The sequence below is a fragment of the Streptomyces sp. NPDC091209 genome, from assembly GCF_044757755.1.
Classification (GTDB): domain Bacteria; phylum Actinomycetota; class Actinomycetes; order Streptomycetales; family Streptomycetaceae; genus Streptomyces.
The window spans coordinates 571194-584236 of the sequence record NZ_JBIVVR010000004.1 but is presented as its reverse complement, the minus strand read 5'-3'; the positions used below and the strand labels follow the sequence as shown (position 1 = coordinate 584236).

The 13043-nt window shown below is 72.7% G+C and carries 11 protein-coding genes and 1 pseudogene; 8 read left to right on the top strand and 4 right to left on the bottom strand.

Annotated features, from left to right (window positions below):
- The first annotated feature begins 237 nt into the window (after window positions 1-237).
- The 5 genes from ACIQRL_RS15380 to ACIQRL_RS15360 all read left to right on the top strand — a co-directional run bounded on the left by ACIQRL_RS15380 (window position 238) and on the right by ACIQRL_RS15360 (window position 6927).
- Window positions 238-771: a hypothetical protein gene (locus tag ACIQRL_RS15380; protein WP_401331692.1), complete on the top strand. Its 534-nt coding sequence runs from the start codon at window positions 238-240 to the stop codon at window positions 769-771.
- 160 nt (window positions 772-931) lie between these two features.
- Window positions 932-2266: a hypothetical protein gene (locus ACIQRL_RS15375; protein ID WP_401331691.1), complete on the top strand. Its 1335-nt coding sequence runs from the start codon at window positions 932-934 to the stop codon at window positions 2264-2266.
- A gap of 467 nt (window positions 2267-2733) precedes the next feature.
- The gene (locus ACIQRL_RS15370; RefSeq protein WP_401331690.1) at window positions 2734-4158 is read left to right on the top strand and encodes a hypothetical protein; all 1425 of its coding nucleotides are present in this window, start codon (window positions 2734-2736) and stop codon (window positions 4156-4158) included.
- A 250-nt stretch (window positions 4159-4408) separates the two neighbouring features.
- Entirely contained in the window at window positions 4409-5671 is a 1263-nt protein-coding gene (locus ACIQRL_RS15365; protein WP_401331689.1) for an AAA family ATPase, read from the top strand.
- Window positions 5668-6927, top strand: coding sequence for a VWA-like domain-containing protein (locus tag ACIQRL_RS15360; protein ID WP_401331688.1), 1260 nt, complete (start codon window positions 5668-5670; stop codon window positions 6925-6927). Before ACIQRL_RS15365 ends, ACIQRL_RS15360 begins: the two co-directional genes overlap by 4 nt.
- A 254-nt stretch (window positions 6928-7181) precedes the next feature.
- On the opposite strand, the gene ACIQRL_RS15355 is transcribed toward ACIQRL_RS15360, so the two are convergent.
- From ACIQRL_RS15355 to ACIQRL_RS15340, 4 genes and pseudogenes are all read right to left on the bottom strand, one after another.
- Window positions 7182-7973, bottom strand: a complete 792-nt coding sequence (locus tag ACIQRL_RS15355) for an SDR family NAD(P)-dependent oxidoreductase (RefSeq protein WP_401331687.1) — start codon at window positions 7971-7973, stop codon at window positions 7182-7184.
- 5 nt (window positions 7974-7978) lie between these two features.
- Window positions 7979-8110: pseudogene (locus ACIQRL_RS15350) on the bottom strand (acyl-CoA dehydrogenase family protein); the annotation flags it as partial.
- A 73-nt stretch (window positions 8111-8183) separates the two neighbouring features.
- Complete coding sequence (locus ACIQRL_RS15345) at window positions 8184-9926, bottom strand: hypothetical protein (RefSeq protein WP_401331686.1); 1743 nt, start codon at window positions 9924-9926, stop codon at window positions 8184-8186.
- 121 nt (window positions 9927-10047) lie between these two features.
- Window positions 10048-10467 (bottom strand): molybdopterin-binding protein, encoded by a 420-nt coding sequence (locus tag ACIQRL_RS15340; protein WP_401331685.1) that lies wholly within the window; start codon window positions 10465-10467, stop codon window positions 10048-10050.
- Window positions 10468-10641: 174 nt separating this feature from the next.
- On the opposite strand from ACIQRL_RS15340, the gene ACIQRL_RS15335 reads away from it, so the two are divergent.
- The 3 genes from ACIQRL_RS15335 (at window position 10642) to ACIQRL_RS15325 (ending at window position 12711) form a co-directional block, all read left to right on the top strand.
- Window positions 10642-11031: a cell division protein SepF gene (locus ACIQRL_RS15335; protein WP_401331684.1), complete on the top strand. Its 390-nt coding sequence runs from the start codon at window positions 10642-10644 to the stop codon at window positions 11029-11031.
- 193 nt (window positions 11032-11224) lie between these two features.
- On the top strand, window positions 11225-12382 hold the full coding sequence (locus ACIQRL_RS15330) for an AAA family ATPase (protein WP_401331683.1): 1158 nt from the start codon (window positions 11225-11227) through the stop codon (window positions 12380-12382).
- Window positions 12379-12711 carry a nucleotide pyrophosphohydrolase gene (locus tag ACIQRL_RS15325; RefSeq protein WP_401331682.1) on the top strand — a complete coding sequence of 111 codons (333 nt, stop codon included), beginning with the start codon at window positions 12379-12381 and terminating at the stop codon, window positions 12709-12711. Before ACIQRL_RS15330 ends, ACIQRL_RS15325 begins: the two co-directional genes overlap by 4 nt.
- The last annotated feature ends 332 nt before the right edge of the window (window positions 12712-13043 follow it).

Sequence of the window (13043 nt, the reverse complement as noted above, 5' to 3'; positions counted from 1 at the left end):
GTGTACCCGGCCGACGGCTCTGTGACCGGCAGCCCGTGCGCCCGACCGATGGCTCTGTGACCGGCAGCCCGTGCGCCCGGCCGGCGGCTCCGTGACGGCGGGCGGACGACAGTCGGCCGTCACCCGATCGGTGCAACCCCCGTGGCGGGGGAGGGTGCAGTGGGCGGACGCTCGAACTCCCCGATGCTTCCGGCACGGGGACGGCCAGCGGCCGACAGCGCATCGAGGTGGTCGAACATGAGCCAGGATTCTTCGAAGCCTCCGAGCCCTCCGCCCGGTGGTGGCACGGGATCCCAGCCGAGCGGCGGCGACATGCCGCTGTGGGGAGACCAGTGGTCCGGGGCCGCGCCCGCCGCGGGAGGCATGGGGCCGCCGCCCACGGGAGGCGGCGCCTGGGCGGCCGGCGGTACCACCTTCGCCGGTGTCCTCCTGCTGGTGAACGGCGGCCTCAACATCCTCGAGGGCATCTCCGCGATCGCCAAGGACGATGTGTACGCGCGCGTCAACGACTACGTCTACCGCATCAACCTCACCGGCTGGGGCTGGATCCTGCTGATACTCGGCGCGATCGCCGCCGTTGCCGGATGGGGAATCCTCAAGGACGCCGGGTGGGCCCGGATCACCGGCATCGCGCTGGCCTCGCTGAGCATGCTCTTCCAGTTCATGTTCCTGCCGTACGCGCCGATCTGGTCGGTCATCCTCATCGCCATCGACGTCTTCATCATCTGGGCACTGGCCACGTACCGGCCCGATGCCCGTCAGCCGCGCTGACGCCCCCCTTTCATCCCGTCGCCGAACGAGCGCCGCCGAGAAGGGGGCTGTCGTATGCCGTGGAACCCAACGAACTGGACCGACCGAGCGGAACGAGACACGCGATGGATGACGTGACCGACCGGACGCGGGCAGACACGATCAGAGATCCGGAGGCGACGTGAGCGCCGGAGAAGTGAGCGGCGGCGCGAGCGGCGGCGACGCGCGCGAGATCGCCGACCTGCGGGCCCGGGTCGCCGAGTTGGAGCAGCGCCGGCCGAGGGCCGAGCATCACCGCGTCCGCTCGTTCTTCGCGGTCGTGCTGATCCTCCTCGCGGCCCTGCTCACCCCGCTGAGCGCCGTGTCGGCCTGGACGAGCGACCTGATCGGGAACACCGATCGGTACGTGGCCACCATGAAGCCGCTCGCCTCCGACCCGGACGTCCAGAACGCCGTCGCGAACCGAGTGACCAAAGCGGTGATGCAGCACGTCGACGTCCAGACGCTGCTCGAGTCGGTCGCCCCGGCCGACCGGCCCCGTCTGACCAAGGCCCTGGGCCCGCTGAGCGGCCCGATCACCAGTGGTCTCACCGACTTCGTGCACACCGTGGCGCTGAAGTTCGTCAGCAGTGACGCGTTCGCCACCCTGTGGACCGAGCTGAACAGGAAGGCCCACGCCACCGTCGACAAGGCGTTGACCGGAAGCGGCGGGGGAGCGGTGAAGCTCACCAACGACGCCGTCGTCATCGACCTCGCCCCCGTCATCGACCAGGTCAAGCAGTCGCTCGTCAACCAGGGACTCGCCGTCGCCGCGAAGATCCCCGAGGTGCACACCAACTTCACGGTGATGACCTCCAAGTCCATCGGCAAGGCCAAGAAGATCTACCGGCTGCTCGAGATCGTCGGATTCTGGCTGCCTGTGCTGACCCTCCTGATGGCGGCCGGCGGTGTCCTGCTCGCCGTACGCAGGCGCCGTGCGCTCGTCACCGCGGCGCTCCTCGTGGCAGCAGGGGCCGCCGTCCTCGGCATCGCGCTCTGGATCTTCCGGTCGATCTATCTCGACGGCCTTCCGGCGGACGCGTCCCAGGCCGCGGCGGGGTCGGTCTTCGACACCCTGGTGCGCTACCTGCGGGCCTCGGTACGCATGGTGATCACCCTCGGCGTCATCGTGGCGCTGGCGGCCTGGCTGACCGGCAGCGGCCGGGCGGCCAAGCGGGTCCTCGCCGGCTGGACCGGCGGCATCGGTGCCGTGCGTACGGCGACGGGGTTCGACCTCGGAGCGGTCGGAGCGTGGGTGCACCGCGTCAAGAAGTGGCTGAACTGGACCGTTGTCGTGGTCGCCGTCGTCATCCTGCTGGTCTGGAGCTACCCCACGGCCGTCGTCACGATCTGGATCGCCGTGCTGGCCCTGCTGGCCCTGGCGGTGGTCGAGTTCCTCGACGACGACGGCACCCCGCACCTGACCGGCTCGATCGACGGACCGGAGGCGGGCCCCATGTCCAGGAGCCCGGCCTGACGACCGGCCGACGGGCAGGGCCGGTCCGACAACCCGATGGTCATGGGCCCGTTCCGGCCGACGGCCGGAACGGCACCCCGAGACCGCCCGGTTGCCCCGTCCCCCTGCCGCCGCTGCCCATCGCCGCCCCCGCTGTCGCGCTGACCCGGCCGCCCCGCCGACAGGGTCAGCGCGATGGCGGGGGTGTCGGGCGTATCAGGCCCACGGAATCTTTTCGCCGGAGAGCCCCAACCCGCCAATCGAGTAGGCGAGTTGATGGTCAGGTCGGGTGCCGGCGTGCGCCTGCCGCGCGTACCCCTGCCCGAGGCGCTCGACGCGTTGTCCGACGGCCACGTGCGTGCCACGGTCGCCGGATCCGTCCCCAACGGATTGCACCTGACAGATCGCCAACCTCGGGCTATGCTCCCCGCGATGATGACTCCCTCTGAAATCAGATCGGGGGACCCGTCCGCGCAAGGTGAGTGCTGATGCTCACTCGAACCGCGTACGAGGATTCCCTCCTCTCCTTCTGGCCGCGCGTGCGTGACTTCGCCGTGCCGCCCACCATGATCGAGACCGCGACCGCCCGCCGCCTTTCCGGGGACTGGGCCGGTGCGTGCACCGCCGCAGGCCTCGACATCGACCTCGATCTGCGCTCCCTGGCACGCACGCACGGTCGCGAACTGGTCTCCCGAGTCCGTGCCGATCTACGCCATCTGGCTCCCGACCTGCTGCGCTGGCACATGCCGAGAGTCGCGCCCGACGGGCTGCTGCGTCCCGGCCTCACCCTCACACTGGCTCGATACGACCGTGCCGGGCGCGACGGCGTCCACCCGGTTCACCTCGTGGTCCGCACGCCACCGGCCTGGGCCGACGGCGGTCAGCGGATCAGCCTCGCGCTCTGGGACGGAACCCACGGCGGATCCCGCGACCGGTTCACCTGCGATGCCGGAGTCCGCCGCCATCCGCACCCCCGCCCAAGCCGACGACACCGCCTCGACCTGCACCGCCACCTGTGGGACACGCGCAGAACCGATGAACTGCGGGTCCGTTCCGGTGCCGACCTGCCCACGGGCGACACCCGTTCGGGGGACGCGGATCCACCGGAACCGGTTCCGTGGGACCTCGGCTGCGCCGTCGGCCGGTGGGCGGCCGAGGCGGCGATTCTGCTCCAGGACGAGGGGCTGACGGCCGGCACCGTCACCGTGCGGCTCGGGACCGGGCGGTGGCTGCTGCTGGAGCTGGTCACGGACCCGGCACGCGTCGAGCCGCCCACCCTGCGGACCGCCGCCGCGCCCGCCGACGGCAGCGTCCTGGCGGTACCGGCCCTGCCCGACGCGGCGACCTGGGTGCTGCCCGACCTGGCCCTGATCCGCGCCGGCGCGATCGAGGCGGAGCGGCTGCATCCGCTGGTCGCCTCGGCGCTCGTGCCGGACCGGCTCCCGGGCGCGTCCACCGGGATCGCGGACCGGGCGGGACAGCCGCGCATGGTGGAGTGCCGGGGCGCCCGGCATCGGATCGGCCTGGTCGACGGCGTGCTCGCGCCGCTCGACCACGACCCGGCCGAGATCCGCCGTGAAGAACTGCTGGTCGCACTGACCGGCACACCGCTTCCCTGCCTCCAGGCCATCGACGAGGCGCACCGGCGTCCGCACTGCCTCTCCGGAGTCCGTGAACGCCTGCGCCACGGCGACACCGCCGGTGCGCTGGCCGTCGTCGAGGGGCTGCTCGGCCCCGAAGCGGTGCTGCGCAGCGGCGACCTGCGGGACGAGCTCCAGGCGGCCGCGCTGCGCCGCGTCACCTACGGACTGTTCAGGGCGGGCCTGACCGGTCCCGGACCCGACCGCCTTCGCCCGGGGCCCGCCCGCCCCCGCGACCACCGTTCCCGCCCGCGTGGCACGACCGGCCGCTGACCGCACGTGGACCACTGGCCGTTGCCGACCACTGGCACCTCGTAGACCGACCACCGGCCGGTTGCCCGCGGCTGACCGCTTGCCGACCACTGGCACCTCGTAACCACTCCCCGTTGGCGACCGCCGGCCGTTCGTGCGGCGCCGACCGCCGGCAGCTCATCAACCACTCAGTGAAAGACAGTTGACCGCTCCGGGGGTCCACGCCCCGGCGCCCAAGCGGCCCCACCACGAAACCCAAAGGTGATCAAACATGCCCACGCGCACCCCGTTCGCCGAGCCCGATGCCCTCGTCGACCCGGCCCAGGCCACCCAACTCGACGTCGCCGACTCGCTGTTGGCCCTGCTCCGCGACACCCGCACCGAATCGCGTCCCGACAGTCAACTGGAGGCCCTCACGCTCGCCGTCGCCGCTGATCTGCCCGTACTCCTGTGGGGTGAGCCGGGCATCGGCAAGACCGCGGCCCTGACCCAGCTCGCCGAGGCCCTGGACCTGCCGCTGACCACGGTCATCGCCAGCGTCCACGAGCCGTCCGACTTCTCCGGGCTGCCCGTCCTCGGTGACGATCCCGCCGAACAGGGCGTGCCCATGGCCCCGCCGGAGTGGGCGGTGCGACTCGTACGCGTCGGCCGGGGCCTGCTGTTCCTGGACGAACTGTCCACCGCACCCCCGGCAGTTCAGGCAGCCCTGCTCCGTCTCGTCCTGGAGCGGCGCATCGGCACCCTCCAACTGCCGCCCGGCGTACGGATCGTGGCCGCCGCGAACCCGCGCTCCTCCGCGGCCGACGGCTGGGAACTGAGCCCGCCGCTCGCCAACCGGTTCGTCCACCTCCAGTGGGCCCACGACCACGAGGTCGTCGTACGCGGGCTCGGCGGCACCTGGCCGCGCGCGACCCTGCCACGACTCGACCCACGGAAACTGCCGGAGGCCGTGGACTTCGCCCGCCGCGCGGTGTGCGGACTCCTCGCCGCCCGCCCCGGACTCGTTCACCGGCTGCCCAGCGGCGAGACCCGCCGGGGCAGCGCCTGGCCCTCCCCCCGGAGCTGGGAGACGACCCGGAACCTGATCGCCTTCGCGACCGCCGCCGGATCCTCCCGGGAAGTGCTCTCTCTGCTGGTCAGAGGCGCGGTGGGGGACGGACCGGGACTGGAACTGCTGGCGAGTGTGGACCGGATGGACCTGCCCGACCCCGAGACCTTGCTCGCCGACCCTGCGGGCGCCGCCCTGCCCGAGCGGGGAGATCTGCGCCAGGCCGTCCTCGACGGCGTGGTCGCCGCGGTCCGCAAGCGGCCCGAGAAGGCCCGCTGGGACGCCGCCTGGGCCCTGCTCGTCCGGGCGCTGGACACCGGCGCCCCGGACCTGGTGGTCGTACCCGCGACCACGCTCGCGACGCTGCGCCAGGAGGACTGGGACGTTCCCGCGTCCATCGAGCGGCTGGCCGGAGCGGTGAAGCTGTCCCGGCGCGCGGACGACGCCGCGGCCCGCATCGCGGTCGACACCAAGGCGGGACGATGACGGCGGACGAGCCGGGGGTCCTGGACCTCGAAAAGCTGTATGCCGCCCGCCTGCACGCGGCGCGGGTCCGCCCCTACCTGGCGACGGCGCTGTTCGCGCTGCACACCGTCGAGTCCCGGTGGGTGCCGACGATGGCCGTCGACCGGCACTGGCGGTGCTACGTCTCGCCGGGGTTCGTGGACCGCATGCCCGTGGAGGACCTGGCCGGCGTCTGGGTGCACGAGGTGTCGCACCTGCTGCGCGACCACCACGGCCGCAGCGAACGGGTCGCCCGCGAACGCGGACTCACCGGCCCGGGGGAACGGCTGCGGATGAACATCGCCGCCGACTGCGAGATCAACGACGACGCGTTCGGCGAAGGGCTCGTCCGGCCCGAGGGCGCCGTCACGCCGCAACTCCTGCACCTGCCCCCGGGCGAGCTCATGGAGGACTACCTCCGCCAGTTCCGACTGGGGCCGCGTACCCAGAGCCTGGCCTGGCTGGACTGCGGCAGCGGCGCCGACGGACGCGAACGGGAGTGGGACCTCGGTCCGGACGGCGCGCACGGTCTCAGCGCGCAGGAACGCGACGCGGTCCGGTTCCGGGTCGCGCAGGGCATCAAGGCACGCCCCGGGAAGAACCCGGCGGGATGGCAGCGGTGGGCGGAGGAGGCCTTCCAGCAGCCCCAGCCGTGGCGGGAGTTGCTGGGGGCGGCCGTCCGCTCCGCGGCCTCGGGTCCCGGGGCGGGCGAGGACTACACCTACGGCCGGCCGTCGCGGCGCTCGGCCGGTGTGCCCGGCGTGGTCCTGCCGAGCCTGCGCCGCAGACCGCCCCGGGTCTCGGTGGTCATCGACACCTCCGGGTCCGTCAGCGACGCGGAACTGGGCAGCGCGCTTCTGGAGGTCTCCGCCATCTCCCGTGCCGTGGGCGGCCGCCGCGACCTGATCACCGTGGTGTCGTGCGACTCGGCGGCCGGGATCGCGCACCCCCTGTGCCGTGCCGAGGGCATTGCGCTCCTGGGCGGTGGCGGTACGGACCTGCGCTCGGGATTCACCGCGGCGCTACGGGCCCGGCCGCGCCCCGATGTCGTCGTGGTCCTCACCGACGGGCAGACTCCCTGGCCGGAAACGCGACCCCCGTGCCGTACGGTCGTGGGCCTCTTCCCCCGCGGGGGATCGGACGACTCCTACGACGAGGACGATCCCGACTACGTGCCCGACGCGCCGCCCGCCTGGGCGCGCGTGGTCGAGATCGGGTCGGCCCCGGCGACCCGGTGAACGCGGGACGGCCCACGCGGGACAGCCCGCGAGCAGGACGGTGAGCGGGGGCGGATCCGGCCGTGGGACGGGCGGGAGAGGCCGCCTGGCCGGGTAGGGCGGGCCGGACAGCCCGCCCGGCTGGTACGGCGGGTCGGACAGGCCTGGTTGGTACGGGGGCCGGAAAGGGCCGGCCGGTACGCCGGGCCCGGCAACCCCGGTCATACGTACGGCTCTTCGGCCGGACTCCGCCGGTACGGCCGGTCGGGCGTGCCCTACACGCTGTACCCCCCGTCCACCCCCAGCGCCTGCCCGGTGATGAAGCCCGCGCGGTCAGAGGCCAGGAACGCGACGGCCTCGGCTACATCCTTCGCGGTGCCGAAGCGGCGCAGCGGGGTGTTGCGGCGGGTGATCTCCAGTGCGGTGTCGTCGAGTTCGCCGGAGTCGATCAGACGGGCGGCGATGCCGTCGGTCAGCATGCCGGGTCCGACGCAGTTCACCCGGACGCCGTAACGCCCCTCCTCGGCGGCCAGGGCACGGGCGATCGCCTCGACCGCGCCCTTGGGGCCGGAGGAGAGCCCGTCGCGGACGGGGAAGCGGCGGGTGGCCACGGTGGTGACGGCGACGACACTGCCCCGGCTCTCCCGCAGCAGGGGCAGGGCGGGATGCACCAGATTGAAGAACGCCCCGGCGTCCGCGTCGAGTTGGGCGCGGAACCGGCTCGGTGCGACCCCGCTCAGGTGCGTCATCGGCACATGCGGACCCGCCGCGTACACGAGGGTGTGCAGTCCGCCGAGCGCCGCGGCCGTCCCGGACACGGCGGCGGCCACGGCCTCCTCCTCGGTCAAGTCGAGCCGCAGGGGCGTCACTTGGCGACCCTGCCCCGCGAACTCCTCCGTGAGCGCCGCGGCGAGCGCGTCGGCTGCCGCCTCGCTGTTGCGATAGGTGAACGCCACGTCGCTGCCCCGCTCGGCGAGCAGCCGCACGATCGCCGCGCCGATACCGCCGGTGCCGCCCGCGACGAAGGCGACACCTTTCCGACCCGTGAAATCCGTTGGTTCCGACATCGGCATCACAGTCCCGGGGATTTGGCGATGATGACCTTCACGACCTCGCTGGTCCCGGCGCGGAGCCGGGTGATGCGCGCGTCCGCGCACAGCGGGGCGACGGGGTATTCCAGCATGTATCCGTACCCGCTGAACAGGTGCGGGCGCCGATCCACCCGTCCCCGCCCGGGCAGCGGGTGACCGGCCGGCCAGGCGGAGACGGCGGAGTGCTCAGGGCTGGATCGTCGTCAGGTGGAGGTCCGTGCTCGACAGCGTCATCGGCGACGCCGAGACGGCGCGCAGACGTATGCGTACGCCGGCTCGCGGGAGGTGGAACTTGCCGTCCGGGGGCCGGAGTTCGTAGCGGCTGAAGGCATGACCGGCCAGCGTGGCCGGCCCGGACGTCACCGACCAGTAGCGGCTCATGCCCTGGCCCGTGGTCACCGTGAAGTGCGGACTCAGGGCCGCGTCGCCCAGATTGACGACGCCGATACTGAGTCCGGTCACCGTGAGGCCGGTGCGGCGCACGTCGACGACCTGCATGCGCAGCGGCGGTGACCCGGTGGCCGCCAGGCTCACCGCCGCCGCGGTCGGGGCCAGCAACAGGGCGACCGCGGCCACCTGGCCCCCGCGCCGGTGCAGGCCGCGCAGGAAGGCGGGCCGGGGCTGCCACGCGGTCCGGAAGGCCTGCCAGGGCGCGGTGATGGCGGCGGCCACCCACAGGGGCGTCATCAGCAGGTAGTAGCCGTCCTGCGAACGGGTGGCCACGTAGAACGCGCACCAGGGCAGCACGGTCGCCGCCGGTCCGAGCCGTCGTACGAACAGCACGAACAGCGCCAGCAGACCCGCCGCCAGCAGCAGGCTGGCGTGCGCGTACCAGGCGAGGCGGTCGCTGCCGTCGGTGAAGTAGAGCGAGATGCCGACCAGGCCCTGCCCGTGGATGTCCGCGTCCTGGGTGAGCGGCAGCGCGATCCCGGAGAGCCAGGCGCGCGGCTCGCTCACGATGAAGTACGCGTTGATCAGCAGCCATGTGGCGGCGGCGACGCCGATGATCCGCCCCACCGCGACCGCCGCCGCGCGGGCGCCCAGGTCCCCGCGGCGCAGCGCGTACACCCCGGCCAGCAGGAACGGTGCCAGGAACCAGGGGAGTTGCTGTGCCGCACAGGCCGCCCCGAGGCAGATCGCCCGCGCGATGTCGCCCCGGCCGCCGCCGCCCATCCGTGGCCAGCCCACCACCACCGGGATGAGCAGGGCGCAGGCGAGGATCGCCGGATAGCCGAGCCGCGCGTACGTCGGCAGCAGACCGAAGCCGAGGCAGGCCAGCGTCGCGGCGGAACGCCACGGCACCGGCAGCATCCGCCACATGACGATCGCGCCCGTGATCAGGGCCCCGGTGCCGACCATCGTCGCGGGGGTCGAACCGTGCCCGATCCACAGCAGCGGCGCGGTGAGCATCAGCGCGAGCGGTGGATAGCCGTACGTGTAGTCGTAGCCGCCGTTCATCGTCGCGGTGAGGGCGACGCCGTGGCCGAAGAGCCAGGGCCACGGACGGTCGTAGACCTGATGGCCGGCGAGGAACTCGTGGGCGGCCCGGGTGGTGAGGACCGACTCGTCGCTGCCCTGGTGGTTCATGACCAGCCCGCACGCGACGAGCGTGATCGCGGTCACGAGGACGACGAGGTCGAGCCGCGCCAGCGAGCGGCCCCGGCGCACGACGAGGGTCAGTACGCCCGTCGCCAGGATCGAGGCGTAGCAGAGCGAGACGATGGCGGCCACGACGAGCCGGTGGCTCGCGGCCTGCGCCCACAGCGGGCGCGTACCGATGAAGAGGCTGATGTCGGCCAGGAGGGTCAGGACACGGTGCCACTGCGCGGGCGCCTCGTCCGGGTTCCACTGCGCGAGGAGTCCGCCGGGCGAGGCCTTCGAAGGGGCCTGCCGGCGGGTGGGCGCCGGCTTGATTTCTGCCGAGTACACGCCGTAAGACGCTAATTCCCGCAGGTGAGCCGGGCGCGACAGGACGTGAAGAGTCCGGTGTGAGGCGAGTAAGAGCATGCCCCGCGCCGGTTTGGCATGTCGGTCCCTGGACAGGGACACCTCAGGCGTTGGACAGCGACACCTCGGTGGACTTGATGAGCGCGACGACCTCGGAACCCGGCGAAAGGCCCAGTTCGGAGACCGCGTCCTTGGTGATCGCGGAGGTCAGTTCGCCGCCCGCGACCTGGACCTTGACGCGCGCCATGGCGCCGCCGGAGACGACGTCGGTGACCGTGCCCGGCAGTTGGTTGCGGATGCTCAGCCCGTTCACCGGACCGGTCGCGAGGGAGACCTCCGTCGACTTGAACAGGGTCCGTACCGCGGAACCGGACGTCAGGCCGAGTTCCTGTACGGCCTCCACGGTGACGGCCGCGGTGATCTCCTGTCCGGCGTCGAGCCGGACCTTCACCGTCGCCATCACCTCACCGGGGGTGACGGATGTGACGGTGCCCGGGAGTTGATTGCGGATGCTCAGGCTCATGGGGGGCCTCGATTGCTGTGCGGCGTGATGGATATGGGCGTATATGCGTAGCTTGCCGCACGCGCCGTCTCCCCGTCCGGGTCGCGGACCGTGTCGCTGTTGGGCCGAACGGGTGACCATGCGTAAGAATTGCCCGGTGCAGACAACGAGTGGGAGCCAGGACGGGGTGGATCGATGACCGGCCACGACGTCACCGATGAACAGTGGGAAGGGCTCGCCCAGGTCGTTCCGCTGCGCGGCCGGGACGCCTGGCCCTCGGCGGTCCGCCACCGGTCGATCCCCGAGGCCGAGACCGAGACACGGCGCCGCTTCGTCGTCCTGCGGGTCAACGTCTTCGCGGACGCGCGCGACGTCGCCGAGACGCTGATGTCCGGCACCCCCGTCCTCCTCGATCTGACCGGCGCGGAGACCGAGGTCGCCAAGCGGGTCCTGGACTTCAGTACGGGCGTGGTCTTCGGTCTGGCGAGCGGCATGCACCGGGTCGACCGGAACGTGTTCCTGCTGACGCCCCCGGGGACCGAGGTGCGGGGGCTGATGGAGGGGGTCGGCGTTCCCGGACTCTGACCTCGCGGGGCGGTTCGGGGTGCGGAGCTCCCGTGCGGGGATGCGCGGGGCCTTGCGGTCACGGGTCGGCGGAGCTCCCGTGCGGGGATTCCAGGGGCTCCCGGTCCCGGGATCGGGCGGTTCCGTCCCCCGATCGTAGGAAGGTCCCCCGGGTGTAACGGTTCGCCTCGCCGTGGACGCTTACCGTCCGCATATGACTCTGTCCTCGCCGGAAGCTCCCACGGCGGCGGAAGCGCGCCCCGTCCGTCCGGGCGTCACCGAGCTGCGGCTCGCCGCCTTCGCCGCCCATCGCCGCGTCCGGTTCCCGCTCGGACCGCTCACCCTGGTCACCGGCCCCAGCGGCAGCGGCAAGACGGCCGTCCTGCGGGCCTACGAGGCGCTGGCCCGGCTGGGTGCCGGTGCCGGGCTCCGGGAGGTGTTCCCGGACCCGGCCGCCTGTGTTCCCGAACGGTCCCGGCCCGACGCCCAGCACCGCCGCGGCTTCCGCATCGGCTGCACGGTGGACGGACCCGAAGGCCCGGTCCGGCTCGATGTCGCCGTCCAGGCCGAACCCGAACTGCGCATCGTGGGCGAGCGGTTGTCGGCGGGCGGGCAGACCCTGCTGGAGACGGCGCTGCGCGACCCGGGCCGCCCGTCCGTCCAGGCGGCCTGGTACACCGGGGGTTCCTCCGCGGTGACCCGGGTCCCGCTCCCCGACGACCGCCTCGGCACCGCGCTGCTCCCCCTGCGCGTCGCGGGCCGCACCGCCGGAGAGTGCCAAGTCCTGGCCGCCGCCGAGCAGATGGTCCTCGCGCTGCGCTCCGTCTACGTCTGCGACCCGAGCCCGGACTCGATGCGGGCCCCCGTGCCGCTGGGCTCCGGACGGCTCCTGCGCGACTGCGGCAACCTCGCCGAAGTCCTGTGGCGCACCCGGTCGGAGTGCGGCCACCGCTACGCCCACCTGGTCACCGCGGTCCGCGCCGGCTGCGCGGGCACGGTCACCGACGTCCTGGCCGAGATCCTGGGCGACGGCACCGTCCGCGCGCTCCTCGACCGCGGGGACGGCGTCCGTACGCCGCTCGGGCTGCTCGGGGACGGCGAGTTGAGGTATCTCGCGCTGGCTCTGGTGCTGCTCACCGGACCGGGCGTCCTGGAGGTCGACCCGGCGGGCGAGGTCCCGGCCGCGTTCCAGTCGCTGACGGTCCTGGCCGACGGTCTCGACCGCGGGACGGACGCCCGGCAGAGCGGGGAACTGGTGCGGCTGGCAGCGCGGATGTGCGAGCGCGGGCACATCCGGCTGATGGGCGCGCTGGCCGACGGGGCTCACGCGTTCGGGGTGGCGGGGACCACGGTGGTAGACCTGACGACGTGAGTGAACTGGACGTAGCGACGCTGCAGCGCAGACTGGCCGAGTTCGCGGCCGCGCGGAACTGGCAGCCGTACCACACCCCCAAGAACCTGGTCGCCGCCCTGAGCGTGGAGGCGTCCGAACTCGTCGAGATCTTCCAGTGGTTGACGCCGGAGGAGTCGGCCCGCGTCATGGACGACAAGGACACCGCGCACCGTGTGACCGACGAGGTCGCGGACGTCCTCGCGTATCTGCTCCAGTTCTGCGAGGTGCTGGGCATCGACCCGCTCGCGGCCCTCGACGCGAAGATCGACCGGAACGAGCGGAGGTTCCCGGCGCCGGGGAGTTCCTGACGGACTCCCCGCGACGGGGCGCCCCTTGAAGGGCCTTGCGTGCAGCGGGGCGCCCTTGGCCGGCCCCTCCCCGTACCGGAGATCTCCTGGCGGGCGGGCTTCCCCGCGCCGGGGGACCCGCCGGCCCGGCGCCGGAGAACCCCTGACCGTACGACGCCGTACGACCGTGACGCGAGGCGAAAAGAGGAATCTGTTACTCTCCGTAGCCGTCTCGTCGGTCCGATGCGATTCCGTGTCCACAGATTTCGGGCTTCCTCTGGCTTTTCGTCTCAAGGGACTTCACTCTGGGTAGTGAACAAGGGAGTTCGGGCGGACGTGCGAGAGCGCGTCGG

Excerpts from the sequence above, each read along its gene's own strand:
- ACIQRL_RS15355 (WP_401331687.1), bottom strand. The coding sequence starts at position 7,973 with ATGTCGGAACCAACGGATTTCACGGGTCGGAAAGGTGTCGCCTTCGTC.
- ACIQRL_RS15365 (WP_401331689.1), top strand. The coding sequence starts at position 4,409 with ATGCCCACGCGCACCCCGTTCGCCGAGCCCGATGCCCTCGTCGACCCG.
- ACIQRL_RS15330 (WP_401331683.1), top strand. The coding sequence starts at position 11,225 with ATGACTCTGTCCTCGCCGGAAGCTCCCACGGCGGCGGAAGCGCGCCCC.
- ACIQRL_RS15360 (WP_401331688.1), top strand. The coding sequence starts at position 5,668 with ATGACGGCGGACGAGCCGGGGGTCCTGGACCTCGAAAAGCTGTATGCC.
- ACIQRL_RS15380 (WP_401331692.1), top strand. The coding sequence starts at position 238 with ATGAGCCAGGATTCTTCGAAGCCTCCGAGCCCTCCGCCCGGTGGTGGC.
- ACIQRL_RS15370 (WP_401331690.1), top strand. The coding sequence starts at position 2,734 with ATGCTCACTCGAACCGCGTACGAGGATTCCCTCCTCTCCTTCTGGCCG.
- ACIQRL_RS15340 (WP_401331685.1), bottom strand. The coding sequence starts at position 10,467 with ATGAGCCTGAGCATCCGCAATCAACTCCCGGGCACCGTCACATCCGTC.
- ACIQRL_RS15335 (WP_401331684.1), top strand. The coding sequence starts at position 10,642 with ATGACCGGCCACGACGTCACCGATGAACAGTGGGAAGGGCTCGCCCAG.